The organism is Bacteroidales bacterium, assembly GCA_031275285.1.
Classification (GTDB): domain Bacteria; phylum Bacteroidota; class Bacteroidia; order Bacteroidales; family UBA4181; genus JAIRLS01.
In genome coordinates, this window is the sequence record JAISOY010000172.1 from 1 (window position 1) to 19,543 (window position 19,543).

The 19,543-nt window shown below is 41.6% G+C and carries 11 protein-coding genes; 1 reads left to right on the forward strand and 10 read right to left on the reverse strand.

Annotation, left to right across the window (positions count from 1 at the left end; translation table 11 throughout):
* The 9 genes from LBQ60_17130 to LBQ60_17170 form a co-directional block, all read right to left on the reverse strand.
* Positions 1 to 610 (reverse strand): TonB-dependent receptor (locus tag LBQ60_17130; protein ID MDR2039645.1); only part of this gene is annotated, 610 nt, incomplete at its 3' end.
* Between the two features lie 436 nt (positions 611 to 1,046).
* Positions 1,047 to 3,797: a GH92 family glycosyl hydrolase gene (locus tag LBQ60_17135; GenBank protein MDR2039646.1), complete on the reverse strand. Its 2,751-nt coding sequence runs from the start codon at positions 3,795 to 3,797 to the stop codon at positions 1,047 to 1,049.
* Positions 3,798 to 4,176: 379 nt separating this feature from the next.
* Complete coding sequence (locus tag LBQ60_17140; protein ID MDR2039647.1) at positions 4,177 to 7,308, reverse strand: GH92 family glycosyl hydrolase; 3,132 nt, start codon at positions 7,306 to 7,308, stop codon at positions 4,177 to 4,179.
* A gap of 2 nt (positions 7,309 to 7,310) precedes the next feature.
* Entirely contained in the window at positions 7,311 to 9,152 is a 1,842-nt protein-coding gene (locus LBQ60_17145; GenBank protein ID MDR2039648.1) for a DUF5054 domain-containing protein, read from the reverse strand.
* 220 nt (positions 9,153 to 9,372) lie between these two features.
* The gene (locus tag LBQ60_17150) at positions 9,373 to 10,647 is read right to left on the reverse strand and encodes a hypothetical protein (protein ID MDR2039649.1); all 1,275 of its coding nucleotides are present in this window, start codon (positions 10,645 to 10,647) and stop codon (positions 9,373 to 9,375) included.
* A complete protein-coding gene (locus LBQ60_17155) occupies positions 10,644 to 13,043 on the reverse strand; it encodes a GH92 family glycosyl hydrolase (GenBank protein ID MDR2039650.1) in 2,400 nt (799 codons plus the stop codon). The genes LBQ60_17150 and LBQ60_17155 overlap by 4 nt, the downstream gene beginning before the upstream one ends.
* 168 nt (positions 13,044 to 13,211) lie before the next feature.
* On the reverse strand, positions 13,212 to 13,937 hold the full coding sequence (locus LBQ60_17160; protein MDR2039651.1) for a GntR family transcriptional regulator: 726 nt from the start codon (positions 13,935 to 13,937) through the stop codon (positions 13,212 to 13,214).
* Positions 13,938 to 13,950: 13 nt separating this feature from the next.
* The gene (locus LBQ60_17165) at positions 13,951 to 15,102 is read right to left on the reverse strand and encodes an MFS transporter (GenBank protein ID MDR2039652.1); all 1,152 of its coding nucleotides are present in this window, start codon (positions 15,100 to 15,102) and stop codon (positions 13,951 to 13,953) included.
* A gap of 27 nt (positions 15,103 to 15,129) precedes the next feature.
* Entirely contained in the window at positions 15,130 to 16,878 is a 1,749-nt protein-coding gene (locus tag LBQ60_17170) for a class I mannose-6-phosphate isomerase (protein MDR2039653.1), read from the reverse strand.
* Positions 16,879 to 17,406: 528 nt separating this feature from the next.
* Between LBQ60_17170 and LBQ60_17175 the strand changes: the two genes are divergently transcribed.
* Positions 17,407 to 19,311, forward strand: coding sequence for a lamin tail domain-containing protein (locus tag LBQ60_17175; protein ID MDR2039654.1), 1,905 nt, complete (start codon positions 17,407 to 17,409; stop codon positions 19,309 to 19,311).
* Between the two features lie 72 nt (positions 19,312 to 19,383).
* On the opposite strand, the gene LBQ60_17180 is transcribed toward LBQ60_17175, so the two are convergent.
* The gene (locus LBQ60_17180) at positions 19,384 to 19,539 is read right to left on the reverse strand and encodes a phosphoenolpyruvate carboxykinase domain-containing protein (GenBank protein ID MDR2039655.1); all 156 of its coding nucleotides are present in this window, start codon (positions 19,537 to 19,539) and stop codon (positions 19,384 to 19,386) included.
* Between the last annotated feature and the right edge of the window lie 4 nt (positions 19,540 to 19,543).

Genomic DNA, 19,543 nt, shown 5'->3' on the forward strand with positions numbered 1-19,543 from the left:
CGGTAGCATCTTTCATGATAGAAAAACTGGCGATATCATCGGGTTGTAACCGGGCAAGATCAGTAGTGGATAGTTCAATTCCATCAATCAATATCAACGGCGACTTCTTATATCCAAATGTAGTAACTCCCCTTACAAAAAACTCCGCATCATCTCTTCCCGGCTCTCCGCTCCTCTGATAAGATATAATACCTGACATACGACCGGCTAATGCTGTAGTCAGGTTACTCGACGGTACTTTCAAATCACTCGGATTAATAGTTGTAATCGAGGCTATTACACTTTCTTTCTTTTGTTTACCAAATGCGACAACGGTTACCTCATCAAGTTCATTGGCTTTCGGGCTGAGTTGTACGTTGATATTCCGCTGATCTCCGACTGTCGTACTTTGAGTTTCATAACCAACAAAGGAAAATTCCAGCACATCTTCTGCTTTCAGATTACCCATCACAAAAGTACCGTCCAGATCAGTACTCACCCCTTTAGTACTTCCACGCACCTGAACATTTGCACCCGGTAAAGATTCGCCTGTCTCATCAATTACTTTCCCTGTAACAGTTATATTCTGCCCCCAGACAGGAACCATATAAATCAATAACAAACCAAACATCCAAATGGCTTTGGTTTTTGCGATCAGAGTCCATATTGTCGGCTTACATCGCAATGACATTAAATACATTCGTTTTTGCTTCATAATACTCCTACTTAAAGATTAATAATACACTACATAAAATATAATTCATCACTATTTGAATACATACTATCTGGAACTGACATAAGAATTGTTGCACATACAAAATCACTTCGTAAAAGGTTCAAAAATGCTTTAAAACAGGCAAGCATATGTTTTTTACTCAAGAATTTCATGATATTCAATTATATCATTAATAGTTAAATCCTCCCTATTTGCATGTTGGTATGTTTAAACATACCAACATGCAAATATATATATATTTCTTTTGTATCAACATTTTTTTGAAATTTTTTTTACAAATTTTGTTAAAATTTTTATACTAGTAATTTACTCAATATTATCAAATTATGAATTATAGTCTCCCAATGTCTTCAACACCCCAGTTTTTATTTGGCTCCGGCCCCATCCATAACTCAAGTAAACCGCCTTTTACAAAATCAGAATGATAAAACCAATATTTATTTAAAGGCTTTCCATTTAGACTAGCCCTTTGAATATAGCAATTCTCTGATGAATTATTGTATGTCTTAACTATGAATTTATCCCCTTTGTAGTATTCTTTATCAAGCTGTATGGTTATCTCATCAAATACAGGCGAGGTTATTTCATAAACCGGATTGATACTTACTGTTCCTCTCAGACTGAATATTCCGATAGACATCAAAGCACTGACACCCCCCATTTGTCCCTGATCTTCATCATGTCCGCCATAACCTTTATCCGGGGTTATACCACCGTAAGTCTGCTCATTAACTCGCCGCACCCAGTATTGTGTCAACCAGGGTTTCCCGGCCCAATTAAACACATGCGCATTGGAACAACCCGGCTGATTAGCGTAACTAACATAACCTTTACTGTAGCCATACACAAAATCCTGCGGAGCTGCTTTTTCAAAAGCAAAATTCAGCTTGGCGCACAATGTGTCATTTCCTCCCATCATTTCCGCCAATTCATTAATTGCATGTGAAACAGACCATGTAGCCTGCCATGCATTGGCTTCTACCCATCCATATCCTTCCAGAGGATCTTCGTGCAACCATTTTCCGTCCTTCCCTTTCGGAAACAATAATTTCTGTTTTTCGTGATACAATTTTTTCCAACCTTCCGATCTTTTGAGATAGTATTGGGTATCTCTTTTCTTCTTCAGTCCTATAGCCATCTGTGCCAATGCCCAATCCTGGAAGTTTGCTTCCAAAGTCAGACCGGCATTAGGTTGATAACCTTCATTGATATAAAATTCGTCGATCCCCATCATACCGCCCGGTTCATGATTTGATTTCATCACGCGGAATGCATGTTCAGGCTTTACTTTCGTCATTAATCCTTTCGTATAGGTGGAAACAATAAGGTTTGTTGCCGGACACCCCGTCATAATATAGGTGTAACCTCCCGCACAGGGTCCCCGCGGTAATAATTTACCATTATCGGCATATTGGACCAATGACGCGGAAAAATCATCCAATACTTCGGGCCATGCCAATCCCCATAAAATATTCAGATTCCATTGTGTAAGCCAGAATGCGTCGGAATTATACATATGGAATCTGCTTTTTCCTTTACTATCTTTTGGCAATGTCCGGGCTTTGAATTTTATATCCGTTGTATATGAATGCCACCGTGTTCCGTCTGTATTGTCGGGATAATCACCATTGACATCGTCCAGCTTATGGCGCCCCAGCAACGTGTGCCACAGGTCGGTATAAAATTTCACCTGCTGGGCTTCGGTTCCACCTTTTACGTCGATCCGCCCCAGCCAATTGTTCCATTCGGCCTGCGACTCCGTTCTCACTTTATCGAAATCCCAATGGTCGCATTCGGTATACAGGTTTTCCCAGGCATTTTCTGTGCTGACATAAGAAATCGACATTTTTACCTGTAATTGCTCTCCTGTTTTCACTTGATGGCGGGCACAAATTCCTGCAGTAGGAGCATCCAAATAACTTAATTTTTCATTTTCAGAACGTTGTATGGTCTTGCCTGAACCTGTCAAAGTTTCTATATCTTTGAAATGAATTGTATCCGACCAACCATCCAATGTTTCAACAGGTTTATCAAATTCTGCAACAAAATAGACTTTCACTGATTCAGGACCTCCCCAATGCCGTCCATAAGTATCAAAACTACCTTCCAGCTTTGTGCCGCTGATTTTCCTTACATTCGCATTGATCATGGTAGTGGAAGCTACATAGCCGCCCAGGTTGATCAGTATCCCCGACAAGGCGTCTTCAGCGTATGTCATCCGGTAAAAACTTACCCGTTGCGTAGTGGTTTGTTCTACCCACAGTTTGTACTTTTCCATAAATAACCGGTGATAGGCCGGCTGGACAATTTCCCCGGAATGCGAAAAAGCCGATTTCCAATGTTGTTCCCCCAATGATGGATTTACCTCTCCGGTTGTCGGCATTAATGTAAGACCAGCCAGCACCCAGTTATGTATCTGCGGAAAACCAAGTATTTCCATTGAATTATAATTATACCCTCCGCCATATTGATTTTTATTGCGGGTGAGTGGAGCAGCACTGATCATCCCAAAAGGCTGGTTTCCGGTAACGAAAAAGAAATAGCGCCCTTTGGTGGTCTCAATATAAGGATCAACTTTTGAAATATAATCGGAACAAGCGCTGGCCGGAGGATAGACTTCAATTTCCGACAATCCGGTATGTGACCCATCACCATCTGTAATATCAAATCGTACCCATTTGACCCTCCTGGAAGGAAACTCTATTACTTTAGGAGCTCCATTATTCGGAATTTCATAAATCGTGATTTTGCTGCCGTCGCTGAAAGATAAAATTCCTTCTGCTACATGCGCTTTTTCATTAGCACGGTCGTATATTATTATCTTATTGATTTCCTGCTCTTCATCCCAATCCAATTGTATCCACGGAAATCTAATATCACCCCAATACGGCATGAGAACATCCGATACCCATTCACCTTCGTCAAGCAGACGGATTTTTCCGTCATTGACTTTGTCTGCACCGCATTTTTCATTTAATGAAGACGAAGCCGTAGCTTTAGCCTTCAGAGCTATGTTTCCCGGCCCAGCCATGACAGAAAGGGTCGATGCGACAGATAAGAAAATTATGATAAACCGTTTCATGTGAATATAATTTGATTTTCAATGGTCACATGTAATATCCATATTTGTTCATGACGGTAGGTATACCGTTATGTTTATGGACATTTCATGTGAATAAAATTTAATTTTTAATGGTCACATGAACCCCGAAGGGCTCAGTGGAACTAAATATCCAATTTTGTTCATTACGTTGGGTGAACAGTAATGTTCATGGATATTTCATCTGTATAAAATTATTTTCATGTTTTATAAAAGTTCAAGGTTTGAAAGTTCAAAGTTCAAAGTTCAAGGTTCAAAAATTAACTTCGTTGGACCATTTGGGTTTCCGTGTTCAAAGTTAACCTTGAACGCGGAACGTTGAACTCAGCATTTTTATTTGTGATATTCATTTTTTCACAAATTATTCCACACCCCAGTTTTTATTCGGCTCCGGTCCCATTTCCAAGATTAAGCTTCCTCCTTTCAGCAACTCTTTGGCAGGAAATTTAAACGTGTTCAGGGAAGTTCCGTTCAATTTAGCCGATTGTACGTATTTATTGGTTCGTGAAGCACCTTTTGCCTCAATTGTAAACGTTTTTCCACGCTCAAAACGCTCTCCAAGGTTAATGACGGCTTTTTCAAATAACGGGCTGGCTATTTCATATACCGGTTCCACGCTGCATCCGCCGTCGGTCTGGAACAAACCAAGAGCAGCCATCACGAACCATGCACTCATTTGTCCCTGATCTTCATCACCAAGATAAGCATTGGCTATTTCGAAACCATAGTAACGGTCGATAATGGAACGTGTCCAGCGTTGTGTCTGCCACGGTTGCCCTACCCAGTTGAAAAGGAAAGCAAAATGCATCGACTGCTGGTTTCCCTGCACTACCGGAAAGTCCCAATACTGGTCACCCGGAGCATTATAACGCCAGGGTTCGCTGGCTTCGAAGCCCCACGTCAGGCGATCGATGAAACGTTGTTTACCAATGGCTTCAGCCAAAGCCGGGACATCCTGCGGCACAAAGAATGTCAACTGCCAGGCATTGCCTTCTACATAATGATGATTTGCACCTGACTTAAACGGATCGAAATTTTTATCCCAGCTACCATCGGCATACCGAAGGTGAGCATAGCCGGAATCCGGCTCAATAGCATTACGCCACCAGGTACCCCGGTCTGCAAAAATTTTGTAATCGGCATCTTTTCCCAAAGATTTGGCTAATTGCGATACTGTCCAGTCATCGTAAGAATATTCCAGTGTATTGGAAAAACGTCCTTTGTCAGCAGGAACATAATGATGTTTAAGATAAACGCCCAGATCGCGGTTTCCGGCATAGCCATTACCAACACTTGCCGGAAGAGTAGTTTGCATTTTTTTCGCGGCAGCAAACATCTTTTCTGCGTCGTAGTTACGGATACCCATTTGGTAAGCGCTTACCAGCAAAGGTATCTCATGTTCGCCAACCATTACCGGAATATATTCCATACCGGCGGGGCCTTTAGCTAACCAGCCATTGGCATCATACATGGCCAACTGCGATTTTACCCACCGCGCCGACCATTCGGGCGCTATCAGGTTCCACATCTGGTTCAGGTTCCAGAAAGTATTCCAGAAGGCGTCGCAGCCCAAAGCCACAGCATCCGGATCGGTAAATTGCCGTATTTTTTCAGTAGCATCCACCCAACGACCGTCAACATCACTAAATGCATTGCGACAGAAAGAACGGTATAGATTGGTATAAAACCGCATTTTTTCGCGGCTGTCATTACTGGTTATTTGTACCCGGTTCAATAAATCATTCCAAGTGTCTTCCTGATGTCGGCGCACTGCTTCAAAGCTCCATCCAAAAGGTTTTGTAACTTCTGTTTCAAGATTTTTACGAGCCCCGTCCAGATCGACATACGAAATAGCTGAACGTGCCTGGACAATACTATCCGAACCGGTGTCAAACTCGGCATAACATCCGGCAAACGACAAATCTTTACCTTTAATGTGAATATTTTCAAGTATCTGGTCATTCGTCCAACCACCAAATTTTTTAATATCATGATCGAACTCAATAACGAAATAGACTGTATAGTCCTGATCGGCATCATGAGACCAGACATATTTAGACTGCTGTTTACTGAATCCTTCCACGCGCCGCTCATTTACCTGCCGCATTTCGGCTTCGAGGATGTTATAACGGTATTCCGTGGGTATCTGCAAATCCATCATTACACGCGCATCCGAACCCTTGGGATATGTATAGCGATGAAATCCGCAACGGGTTGTAGCGGTCAGTTCAGCCGTTATATCATAATCGGTCAGTTTTACCTTGTAATATCCTAACGGAGCTTCTTCCGTACTTTTGTCAATAGCCGAACGATAAACATCATCCTGCTTGATGAGACTCGACTGATCGCCGATTTTTGTTTTCAGCGGACCGGTAACAGGCATCATTCCCAGGCCTGTCATCGTCCATTCATGAATATGGCTGAATGTGCCGATACTTTCGAATGAAGGCTGGTAGCCGGCCTGCCATCCGTTATTTTGGTTGTCGGGACTGAGTTTTACCATACTGAAAGGCATCCACGGGCCGGGAGCGATCATCCAGCGCGAATGGGCCGTACCCAGGAATGTATTCACATAATCAGCCGGGGTGATTGTCCTTTGTTGGGGAGAACGGATCACTTTTCCTTTCGAGATTGTTTTTCCGTCAATCAGTACCGCATATTTACTTTCAGTTGTTTTCCCTACCAAAGGCATCGGCGCTTCGAGGATATAACGACCTTCTTCGAGGGGTTGTCCGAGAATTGCTTTCCCGTCTAATTTTACAGTAAGATCCGGCGTTCCCGATAGGTGCTCAATATCGACCAATAATGGTTGTATAAGGCCGTTTTGCTCCATATGATAATCCGCTGCTTTCACATTACGGACAAAAACCGAGGAATTTACAGTTTCCAATTGTGCACTTCGGGGTCCCTCAAAGCAAATATTGTCAAAAACCAGCCACGAGCCTTCCAGATTGGTCAGGTTAATTTCATTTCCACCTTCACGGATCAAACCGGATCCAATGGGTATCTCAATCCGTTGCAGGACAGCCCCATGTGTCCCGTCTACCTTTCCGCTGCCTTTAGGGATCGCATATTTCCATGACTTCCCGTTAACGCTGACTTTGAATAAAGGCGGTGTTTTGTCCTGAGCATCCAGAATATTAATGATCAATTTCCAATCGCCTTTTGCCGGAACCCGTTCCATTCCGAAAAGAATGTTAAGAACATGCGTCCTCAATCCTGCCGTTCCGCTGGTCCCGCCCCAGCCATCCACCGGACCGGGCAATATATATGGCCAATCCTTTCCGGGCGATGATCTTCCGATCAGGTAAAACCGATCTTCCCAACCAAAATCATGACTGAGAAAATCCGCATATTTGTCCGGCGCCAATGCAAATTCGGCGGGACTACTATCTTCAACACCTATTTGCCAGATAATAGCAGGTGTATTATAGGATTGACAGGAATGAAAAAAAGCTGTCGCAATCGATAAAAACAATAAAAACCGTGGCATCATCATATTCTATTTTTTAATTCTATATAAAATCTATAAGTTATACTTCCTCCCCACCACATTGAGAAATTAGTTCCCCAAAGGTTATTAAACAAACAAAAGTGTACCCCATCCTTTAAATCGGGTAACGATAGCGAATAATTTAACATTTTCGGTTGTCCGATTACAGCTATAGGAGCATCAAACGAAGTGATTTTTATGATCCCTTTTTGGGTGATGATATCTATATGATTGTCTATGGCGTGCATTTGCCGGTTTCCACCAGATACTACATCTGCAACATCTACCATATACCCCGTTTTTTGAGCAAGGATACGAACGATATCCTGCGGTTCAAATGATAACAAATAAGCTTCCGGCAATCTGTTAGGCGGTTTATTGGCAAGTGATATTCTCACCTCGACACCATTACCGGATGACGATATTATGTACTCAATATTTACAGTTTCAGGTAATATCCGCGGATCAATATCGTCAGTAAATGGAAATTTTAAGTTACATCGAATAATTGTATTTTCTTTCTTTTTAGTAATTGTATAACTCTCTAAATCAGCAACAATAGTTACACTCTTGCTTTTTGTACCTTCCAATCCCGGTTTACCGAAATCCTCGATAGCCCATTGATACTTATTTCTGAGATATGCATTTTGAAACTCTGTATAATCAGCAGCTGAATAGGTTTGGTAGATTAATCTGCCTACAGAAATACCCGTTCCGTTAATTGACATATTATATGCTCCATGTTTATCGATTTCCTGGTATTTATCATATCCGGAGATATGTGCAGGGTTAGTTTTCCCGATATCAGATATTGCCTTCCGGGCTTCTTTTTGTAATCGGGCTGGTAATATATTTATTGCTTTCTCAATATTTTCATCCATCTCAGCCCATGATTGTTCAATCTGTTTAAATGCCGGAGTATGAAGCGCTTCTCTAAATACATCTACATCATATTTATCCCAGTTTTTCAAAAATGTTTTAACGTCCATTCCCCATGTATGTTCGGCTACCAAACCTAACCTGATCGCAAAATTAATGGCAGTAATATCACTTTTGTCCAATTTCCCAGCTTCCAGCCATTGGGAATATAATCGTGACAAGGCCCTATAACGCGCTATTCGTACAGGCGAACTGCCAAAACCGTATATCCATGTATCACCGATTTCGGAAGTTATTATTGGTAATTTATCCGCCATTTCCTGTAAATCTGCAGCGACTTCGTTGAGCGATGTTGCCATAATTCTTGCATTGGGATATTTTGTTCTTGCTGTCGCGTATATCTCTTTAATTTGTTTGATTGTATGAGGGCCATGATTATCATTTGTCAGATTAATAGAGACAACCGTTTCGTTGTCAGGAAGCAGCATATCCTCACCATAAGTACCCTGGTACATCAGTATAATTTCTTTTCCATCGATATTTCTCCATCTACAGACAGGAGGAACATCAGGAATGGCAGAAGCAGGATTGACACCTATATGCAAAAAAGTAATTCCTGCATCCGAAAGCGGAGTAATAATACTTCGGGTGTGTCCGGGTACATCAGTCATCTTTGCAGCAATGGTCTTTTTCCCAAATCGGTTATCAAGTTGTTGTGATAATTGCAGGCACGTTTCAAAAAGATCCCTGCTCATCATCTCCGATTCCACAGTATAAGGCATCCCATGCCACACAATATCCCCTCTGACTATTGCCTTTTCAAGATTTTTGATTGCTTCCGGAGATGCCTGCTGCAAATATCCCCAAACTAACCAGGAACCCGTTGTCCATACATAACGTTCTTCTGCTTTTTCAGCCTTAAGTTTTTCTATCGCAGCAAGTGTTTTGGGTATGAATTCATTCATATATTGTTGTTCAATTTCTGAACTTAACCCGGTGAAACCAATATCAAGATGGGTTTTAAATATCAAATGAACTTTCCTGATAGATCCGTTTGATTCCTGTGAAAATAAATGAATATGACCAACCGTTATCACACAAAACAATGTAATGATCTTTCGAATATTCACGTTATGGAAGAAATAGATCATAGAAAAATACGTATCAGACGATTTATTAAAATGATTATTTTATTTCCTGAAGCATTTTAATTGCTTTCCAAAGAACACCCGCCGAACCCCGGAACATGCCCGAACCTTTGGGTTCACCTTCAGGCGTCCACCATTCATAAAAACCATTGTGCACAATTACCCGGTCGAGCATAGGAGATATAGCCTCATAAGCTTCCTGATAAAAACCGTTGGCGATCAATTGCTGTACCATACGTCCTCCAAACCATGTCCAGTCGCCGCCATTCTGATAGCCATATTCGTACATACCGGAATTTTTGAAAAATCCATTGGGATATACCGGATAAAGCGTCAATCCGATGGATTGGGCTCCGGCAGCTTTCACATTACGTTGCATCTGCTGGTAGACTGCCAGTATTTCCTCTTTCTGCAACATACCTGCTTCAATAGCCACAGCCGTACCTCCATGATAATGAATGGCATTTTCATCAAAATCTGCCGGAAATGGGGATCCATTTAAATAAATATGCGGGATAAATTTTTGTTTTGATGCATCCCACAAATGTTTGCGGCTGTTATCTATGATTTTCGTCCGGGTGTCTTCCCAATATTTTTTTTCTCCTGCATTGTTTGTTAAACTGATGTAATTGGCGATAGCAATAGCAAACATGGCATTGTCATAAATGTCGATAGAGAGATGCGAAGAGGTGTCGAGCCGGACGCCCCAACTGTGTTCGGGCTGCACATCGCCCCAATCAGCAGTAGTAGCGCCCCACAACAGACCATATTTATCGTTGTAACGCTCATTGAGCAGAAAATTCATGGCATCGGCCATGCGTTGCATTACCGTTAGGTCGGCTACCTGTTCCTGTAAAAATGCTTTGTCACCCGTAGCATTAACGTATTTGGTTATTGCCTGGATCAGGGACGATTCCTGGTCTGTTTCCACCGTATTTTTATGTGCTGCAAACTGGGGTGCAAGGTCGGAATAAATGAAATCATAACTGATTCTCTCGTCTTTACGGGGAATATAACCATCAACGATATTTCCGTCCGTACCCTGAAACCTGAAAAATGTAAGCAATGCTTCGCGGATTCTCGCCTTGTCACCGACTTTACAAGCCGGTTCTATGAATGTATTCAAATCGCGTATCCATACTTCGCCATAACCGTCGCCGGCATTGAGTCCGCTTTGTATCAAAGCTTCCGCTTTTTCTGAAATAGCCTGTAAACGGATATCGGCTTCTATTTGTTTTTTTAGTGCCGGATCGACCTTGCTTGTACACGATAGCGTGCTGAACATAAGAATAGTTAATAATACCGTTTTCATTTGCTTGTTGGGTTTAAAGTTTTATTGATAATTTTACTCTGTTTTGCAGGATTATTTCCCATTTTTAATTCCAGTTTCCCGCCTTTTACAATCTCATTGAAAGGAATAAAGGCCGGATCATATGGCTTCCCTTTCCATTTGGCCGATTGTACATACACATTGGTTTTACTGTTGTTTTTTGTCTCGATTACAAGTTTTTTGCCTTTAAAGTATTTCGGATCCAGCTGAATGGTTATCTTATCAAACATCGGGCTACCGATACCGAATTGTGGATTCTCACCGGTTAAAGCTTTTACGTCGAACAGGCCAATGGCAGCCATTACATACCATGCACCAAGCTGTCCCTGATCTTCGTCTTGCCCATAACCATATCCGTGAACCGGTTCCGTGCCGTAAAATTCATCACATATGGCTCGCGTCCATTTCTGTGTCAGATGCGGTTTCCCTGAATAATTGAACAACCATGAAATATGTAAACTCGGCTGGTTCCCGTGGTTATATAAGGTTTCCAGTCCCGAAAAGGCATTAATAACAGTTCCTCCCCCAAAAACTTTCTTTTGCGATTCGGTAAAGATATTGTCTAACCGGTTATTGAACTCATCATATCCCAGGGTGTCGATCAACCCCTGAACATCGTGCGGAACATAGAACGTATATTGCCAGGCATTACCTTCCTGAAAACCCAGCCATGGTTCCGACGGCTTGAAATTGTCGAGGAATTTCCCGTTTTCATCTTTGGGGCGGATAAATTTTGTCTCCGGATCGTAAAGATTTTTCCAACCATCGGATAACAATATCATTCGACGGTAATCATTTTCTTTACCCAGTTGCCTGGCCATTCCGGCAACAGCATACGAACTGAAAGAATATTCGAGGGTATGGGAAGCACCAAACTGGGAACCAATTTCCGACCCCTCCGATTTTCCCAATCGTGAGCGGTCTACATAAGGAGAATAACCGCGTTCCACAAATTGACGCACATCTACCTTTCCCGCTCCTTCAGGACGGTTCTGCCATCCAATCTCGTTCTTCAAAGCAGCTTCATATCCGGTATGCACATCAAAATCGCGGATACCGCAATTATATGCAGCTGCTATAGCAAGACTAACAAAGTTAGTCCCAACTCCCGATACATATTTGCTGCATGCAATACCATCGCCCAACCATCCCGCATCTTTGTATACCAGTAATTGACTCTGTATCCAATCCGAGTAATATTCGGGATATACCAATGTCCACAATTGTGTTAGATTCCAGAAAGCACCCCAAATGGCATCGGTATTATAATGATGATGAAGCGGCTGCCCTTTCGCATCTGGTTCTATTTGCCCCACATCACCATTGTTCATCGGATAAGCGCCGTTGACATCACTGGCCAAACCCCGTCCCAGCAATGCATGGTACAAGCCGGTATAAAATTTCACCTTATCGTCCCTGTTGTTGCCTTCTATCTGTATACGCCCCAAATATTTATTCCAGGTGGCAATTGCCGTTTGATGCGCTTTGTCGAAGTTCAGGTTTTCCGCTTCGGTTTTCAGGTTGAGCCGCGCATTGGCAATGGAAGTGTAGGATAATCCGACTTTTACCGTTACACTCTCGTTTTCTTTCGTCTGAAATGTGAGGTATAACCCTGCACCTATACCTTTTGCTTCTTTTTGACCGACATGAATATCCCTGGCATTAAATGTTCCCCACGCAGCGGGAGTTTTATCCAGTATTGCCGAAAAATACATGGCTACTTCCGCTCCTTCCTGATATTTTTTTACATATTCGGGAATGGTGATCACATAACCTTCTATTCTCCCGTCGGCAGTAAGGGCCACCTGTGCATCTTTCACCTGTCCGCTTTCGCCCTGCCGGTTGCCGATATCGAAAATAATATGCGATCCTGATGATTCGGGAAAGGTATAACGATGAAACCCTACCCGACTGGTAGCGGTTAATTCGGCCTTTATACCGTAATCTTTTAACAGTACCGAATAATATCCGGCAGTAGCATATTCGTCTTCTTTATCAAAACGCGAACGGTACCCGTCATCCGGATTATCCATATCGCCCGGATGGGTTTGTAACCTTCCTTCCGATGGAGCGATGACCACGCCGCCGACCTGAAACTCATGGAAATTGGCAAAACCTTCGATCGACGTGTCGCGGGTGTCGTAACCAACCGCTTCCCATCCGGAAGCATTTCCATAATGGGCATTGGTCGAAGGCGCTACTTTTGCCATCCCGAAAGGAATAGCCGCAGGCGTAAAGTGAAACCAGCGGCAATGCGCCGTACCTATATGAGGATCGACATACTCAACCGGTTTTTGTGCCTTACATAGTAACAGATTCAGAAATATGAAACCTGCTGTGATACTCAACTTATGAATATTCAATTTATTTTTTCTCATTATCTTATAATATATGTAAGGATGTATGAACATATGAATATATGTGTTTATTTTAAAACTTTATGTCGCTTTTTATACTAAGTTATATAAAACAATCAATGTAATATTTACTGAACGTAATTTATTTGATCAATGTGACTTAAGAAAACAACAAATAGCACTGAGTGCTTAATTTCTTATTTCTATAGAATATACAAATTTGTCTGAACGATAGTATCCCACATTGTATTCCACAGGACGATCGCCCGGATCATACACAAAGCGTTCACGAAACAGTATCGGATCCGCCTTTCCTATTTTTAACATTGCGGCTTTTGAACCGGCCTGACGAGCCTTGATATGTTCGGCCGAACGCACCACCAAAATGCCATATTTACTTTTCAACAGCTGATATAAAGGCTGATCAAGGTTATCGGCATCTGTTAAAACAATCCGCGGATGAAAATAACTCTCGAAATACACGATCGGCTCATTGTCAACGCCTTTTAACTTTGACAATTTAACTACAGGGGTTTCAGGTTGTATATTGAAAAAGGTAGCTATTTTATCGGTCGCTCCTACCGTTTCGAGTTTTACAAATAAATTAGTGGCCTTCACACCCCGGCTTTCCATTTCCTTAGTGAAACTATACCAGTTACTCAGGTTAGTAGACATCATTTGTGGTGCCACCTTCGTTCCCACGCCTTTTTTGCGGATCAAAAGTCCTTCATATTCCAGCTTATTGGTTGCCTGACGTATCGTATTCCTGGATACACCTAAGGTATTGGCTAATTCCACTTCCTTGGGAAGAAAACTTCCGTTACTGTATTCCGGTAGTGCTATAAGCTGCCGCATCAGTTCCTCTACCTGGACATGCAATGGCAATTTGCTTTTATGATCTATTTTTAGTTCCATGTTTCAAAATTAATCATTTTGATTCTTTAACCAAAAATGATAAAAATATTTGATAAATGCAACATAAAACAAGAATAGAAACAGCGCCCCACTGTGCTTTAACTGCATCAGACGCCACCCCCATCAACCAGGGGAATAATGCGCCTCCAGAAACACCCATGATCATCAACCCTGATATTTCGTTTGATTTTTCGGGTAACCGTTTCAAAGCAAACGAAAAAATGATGGAAAAAATGTTGGCACAAGCAAATCCTGCTAATGCTATCATTACATACAAAACATACTGGTTTGAAGCGAAGACCAGACCAATGAAGGCAGCCAACGTTGCTATAGCACTGATTATATAGAATCGCTTTGCAGAAAATACGGACAAGATGATGCTTCCCAAAAAGGCGCCGGTAGTTTTGAATACAAAATATAAACTGATGGCATAACCTGCACTTTCAAGCGACATTGCTGTGCGTTCCTGCATGATCTTCGGAGCTGTAATATTCAGTCCAACATCTATTCCGACCACAGTCAGTATTCCTAAAAAGAATAAAAGGATATCCCTGTTCCCCAATATAGATAAACATTCTAAAAATGTGGACGTTTTTCCTGTAACGGGCGTTTCTGTTATCGGTGTAGCCATGAGCCATAACGACGACAATGCGGTAAAGCCTGCATATACCAGGAACATAAGTTGCCAGTTTCCGAAATATCGAACGCAAAAAGCGGCAATCAACGGACCTAAAAATGATGAAATGGCTTTGATAAATTGGCCCAGTGTAAGGCTACTGGTCAGCTTATCAGGAGATACGACATTGGATAACAACGGATTGAGTGAAACCTGAATAATTGTATTCCCAATACCGAGCAATCCGAAAGCAATAAGCATCACATTGTAATTATAGGCTAAAACCGGAATGAGCAACGCTACAATCTGGATCGCCAGACTTAACAATACCGTTTTCTTTCTTCCTATACGATTCATCAACAGTCCGGTAGGAACAGAGAAGATAAAGAACCAGAGAAAGACCATCATCGGAAGCAGGTTGGCAATACTGTCAGACAGGTCAAAATCTTTCTTGATATAATTTGTGGCAATGCCTACGACATCGACAAAACCCATGATAAAAAATCCGAAAAACACGGGCAATGATTTAAAAACAGTATTATTCTTCATAATAATTATGATTAATAGTTAATAGCTTTATGATTTGAAACGGACGTATGCTTTTATAGTGGCGCACTGTTTTCCCTCACTTTTTCCATACGGACGGATGGTATATCTGCCGACGGAAGCCGGAACAATAAAAGTTTCGGCATAATGTACCACAAATGGATCGAAACAATGACCGGGACTTTCAACCAATATTTCATCGCCTTCCACCAGATTAAGCACATTGACGCCATCACCTGTTTCGTGATGGACCATACTGGTAAACCAATGACGCCGTGTTTCGATGAATTCATTTTCATGTAAACCTGTACGCTCCTCACGCCATCCTTCCCCCTGGGCAACAGGTACAATCCTGTTGATTAATTGTTTCCCGACATAATCAGTATCCCTCTCCCACTCAATCACATTTTTTCCATGATCGATATTAATCGGACGCGGTTTTCCATCAAGTCCGAGCCGTGCCCAATCCCAGAGTTTAAAAGTAAAAATAAAAGGTGTTGCACTGATCTCAAGCACCATGGAATTTTTACCCGAACAATGGATCGTACCGGCCGGTATCAGGAAATGGTCATGTTTTTTTGCAGGAAAAGAATTGATGTACTTGTCTGCATCAAACAGGTTTTCCCCGCTTTGCGCTTTTTCCAGGTCTGTAATTAATGCCTGTGGGTTGATATTCTTTTTCAATCCGAGATAAACTATGGCATCTTTCCCGGCATCGAGGATGTAATAGCTTTCGTCCTGTGTATAATTCATCCCGAAATGATCACGGATATACTGTGTATTGGGATGTACCTGCAGGCTTAAATTTCCACCCTGCATGGTATCCAGGAAATCAAAACGGATAGGAAATTCCTGTCCGAAACGAGCTTCAACAGGTTCTCCTAAAAGTTCCCGTGAACGGAAAAACACAAGGTTGACTGACGGCATCTCAAATATGGTATCGGAAATACTGAACAAAAGACTATTTTCTTCCGGAACACAATCAAAACACCAGGCATAGTTAGGTGTTCCGTTGTCAAGGTGAAATTTCTCCTTCATCCACTGCCCACCCCACGGCCCGGGATCGAAAAACGGAACAACACGGAATGGTTGTGCAGCAGCAGCATCCATACACAACGAAAAGGTCCGGCGATCGATCATCTTCGGTTCTCCAACTTTATTCGTATCCAGCCAGTAATCAACTTTTGAAGATATCTTTTTCTTTAGCTTATCACAAATGCGCCAATCAACAAAAAATCCGCGTTTGTATTGTTCTGAAAAGCTATCTCCTGCGTTGTTGATTCCCAAATTAGAAACAAGATGTTGCCGCATTCTCAACTGGATTTCCCAGCGTGCCATATCGGCGTAAACCACTAAATCAGCATCCGGAGCTACAAGCGATGCTCCGTGCCCGTATACGATAATAATGCCTGATGTTTGTCCTATCAGGTTATGGACATCACCAAGCTTTTCCTGATCCATCAGGTCATTCATCGTTAAACGTGTTATATAGCCAAAAACAGTATCATCAGTAACATCGGGGTAAGTTAATTCCTGAATCAATGCTTCAGGTTTAAATAAGTCGGATGTATCAATAAATAAATCGTTCGGCAGAAGCTCAAACTGTTTTTTCAATTCACTATGATGCACTCCCTGATAACATTCAATTGTTAAAACAAAAGAATTACGTTTATCCGCCTCTATTTCCGATGAAATTTCTACAAGAATGTTTTCCCAGCCATGGAGAACAGAACCCAAAACCGGAATAGACGGATATTTGATATATGAATTACTAAACATAGCTTTATATACTTTTATACAGACAATTACATTAAAACAATTTATTTGTTTGAATGTTCAAACATAACACATTTTTTGATATAAAAAAAATAACTCAAATTTTAGATGGATAAAAATCAATCTCCTAAAAGTACCGGATAAGCGTCATAGACTTCGTCGAGCCCCGGTGTGAGAAGGAACGACGAAGCAACTTCCCTACCGGAGGTAATCCAGTTATTAATCAAATAGATTGCTTTGCTATCGTTCGCAATGACGAAACAATGCTGGACTTTTGAGATAGCCCCTTTTATATATAATAAAGAGACTGTATTGTTAAAAAAGATACGGTACTTAAAAAATTAAAAAAAAACACCATATATCATTGAATAATAATGCTATAATTAATAAAACAAATGTAGAAATGATTTTTACTTATCACATTTCCGGCATATAATAATTTTACTTATTTTTACGAAAATTATGACAAAAGGTAGGATATTAGAAAGTGGCCGAATCAGGGGATGTTCATTCATTAAAAAAGATATACTTATGAAAATTCAAAAAATTGTGTTGATTCTAATGGTGGGGATATTTGTGTTTTCATCATGTAAAAAAGATAAGGAAGATGATCAGGGCACTACTGATGAAACATACTATACAGGACTGGTGCTGAACGAAATATGCGGGGCACAAACACCTGATGATGATTGGATTGAAATATACAATAACTCTTCTGAAAGGATGGATCTCAGCGGAGTAAAATTAACCATCACCGATAGTAAGGGAAGCACCCAGGAGATGTATACCTTCCCCGAAAATGCAGCTATCAATGCAGGCAGCTATCAGGTAATCGCAACGCTTTCCGGAGAACTTAAAGCCAGCATTTCCAATACCGATCAGATCGTCATTTCATTGGTATCTCCCAAGAATAATGTAATTGACCGGTTCAACAGAGATACACAAATAGGAAAAAATACATCCCATGTGTTGGGAGGTAGTTATGCAAGAGTTCCTAATGCTATCGGGAAATGGTCAGTCATCAGAAAGGCTACCCGTGGAACAATCAATGTAGAGGAAGGAGCAGAAGTGATTGATTATTCTGTAATTGTTTTGAATGAGATCTGTGGAAAACAAGACCCGGATGATGACTGGATCGAAATTTTCAACAAATCAGATAAAGAGATAAATATCGGCGGTATCGGGATCATCAAAACAGATGAAACCGGTGAAAGCAAAAGTATTTTTACCATTCCTGTGAATACAAAGCTGGCAGCCGGAGCATATATGGTAATCGCTACTCTTTCGGGAGAATTGACATCCGGAATTTCGAATACGAAACAGGTAGGTATCGCCATAAACGATCCTGAAGGAAATGTCATCGATTCTTTTGACAGGGATGAAGATATAGGACTGAATAAAAGCCATCCTTCGGGAGGAAGTTTTGCAAGAATACCGGACGGAACCGGATCCTGGGTAATTATCCGGGAGGCAACGCGTGGAATAGCCAACAAGGAAGAAGAGGAACTACCTGATGTTGATTATTCCGGGATAGTGATCAATGAAATTTGCGGATTACAGAACCCGGATGATGACTGGGTGGAAATTTTCAATTCTTCCGGAAACGAAATCGACCTGGGATATGTCCAGATCATCAAAACAGATGATGTGGGAGAGATCAAAAGCATATATACGTTTCCTGCAAATACCATGTTGGCAGCCGGAGCATATAAAGTAATCGCCACGCTTACGGGAGAACTGACTTCCGGAATCTCCAACTCCAAACAGGTCGGGATCGCGTTACAGGCCCCCAATGGAGACATGATCGACTCTTTCGACAGGAACAATGATGTGGGTAATGGAAAAGAACATCTATCCGGAGGCAGCTATGGCCGGATACCGAACGGTTCGGCTACCTGGGCCGTTTTAATCGCCTGCACACGGGGAACTGAAAATATACCGGATCCTGTGTACACAGATGATCCGGATACGGATTATTCTTTATTGGTATTGAATGAGCTTAATGGAAACGGAGACAAATACATTGAGTTATACAATAAAGGAAATGTACCATTGGATATATCCAATGTCTTTATCAGGAAAAATGCAGAAGATATGATTATCTACAGGGCTCCGGAAGGCACAACAGTACCTGCCGGCGGATTCCTTACCTTACCCTCCGACCAGGTCGATTATAGCACCGGATTTCTCGGCGGACTTTCCGCCAAGAAATCATTACTGATCGAATTGTATACCCCCAGTGGAAACACATTGATCGATGTATTTAAAAACCTGAAATCGGATGGTACGGAAGTATGGGACGGTACTCCCAAATACAACGGTGAAAACAATGTCCAGTCATTCGGGCGTTATCCGGACGGAACAGGCCCCTGGTTCATGATGACGGCAACTCAAAATACAGCAAACACACAAGGTACTACTGCCATTGAATGGTAGTAGAATGATGTACATCAAACAAAAAAGGTGGTCGATCGACCACCTTTTTGCATTTATAAATCAACGGTTAAATTAACCCAGACGTTTTTTCAGGCCATCCAGTTCAGTCGCCAATTCTTTAGGTAAATGACTACCGAAACGGGCAAAGTGTTCATCGATCAGACCTACTTCTTTCTTCCAGTCATCATTGTTTACTTGTAGTACCTTGGCCATTTTGGTTTTATCCATGTCC

Bases quoted from the DNA above. Each gene is read 5' to 3' on its own strand.
- LBQ60_17170 (MDR2039653.1), bottom strand. From the start codon at position 16,878: ATGTTTAGTAATTCATATATCAAATATCCGTCTATTCCGGTTTTGGGT.
- LBQ60_17175 (MDR2039654.1), top strand. From the start codon at position 17,407: ATGAAAATTCAAAAAATTGTGTTGATTCTAATGGTGGGGATATTTGTG.
- LBQ60_17160 (MDR2039651.1), bottom strand. From the start codon at position 13,937: ATGGAACTAAAAATAGATCATAAAAGCAAATTGCCATTGCATGTCCAG.
- LBQ60_17165 (MDR2039652.1), bottom strand. From the start codon at position 15,102: ATGAAGAATAATACTGTTTTTAAATCATTGCCCGTGTTTTTCGGATTT.
- LBQ60_17135 (MDR2039646.1), bottom strand. From the start codon at position 3,797: ATGAAACGGTTTATCATAATTTTCTTATCTGTCGCATCGACCCTTTCT.
- LBQ60_17180 (MDR2039655.1), bottom strand. From the start codon at position 19,539: ATGGATAAAACCAAAATGGCCAAGGTACTACAAGTAAACAATGATGAC.
- LBQ60_17155 (MDR2039650.1), bottom strand. From the start codon at position 13,043: ATGAGAAAAAATAAATTGAATATTCATAAGTTGAGTATCACAGCAGGT.
- LBQ60_17150 (MDR2039649.1), bottom strand. From the start codon at position 10,647: ATGAAAACGGTATTATTAACTATTCTTATGTTCAGCACGCTATCGTGT.
- LBQ60_17145 (MDR2039648.1), bottom strand. From the start codon at position 9,152: ATGAATGAATTCATACCCAAAACACTTGCTGCGATAGAAAAACTTAAG.
- LBQ60_17140 (MDR2039647.1), bottom strand. From the start codon at position 7,308: ATGCCACGGTTTTTATTGTTTTTATCGATTGCGACAGCTTTTTTTCAT.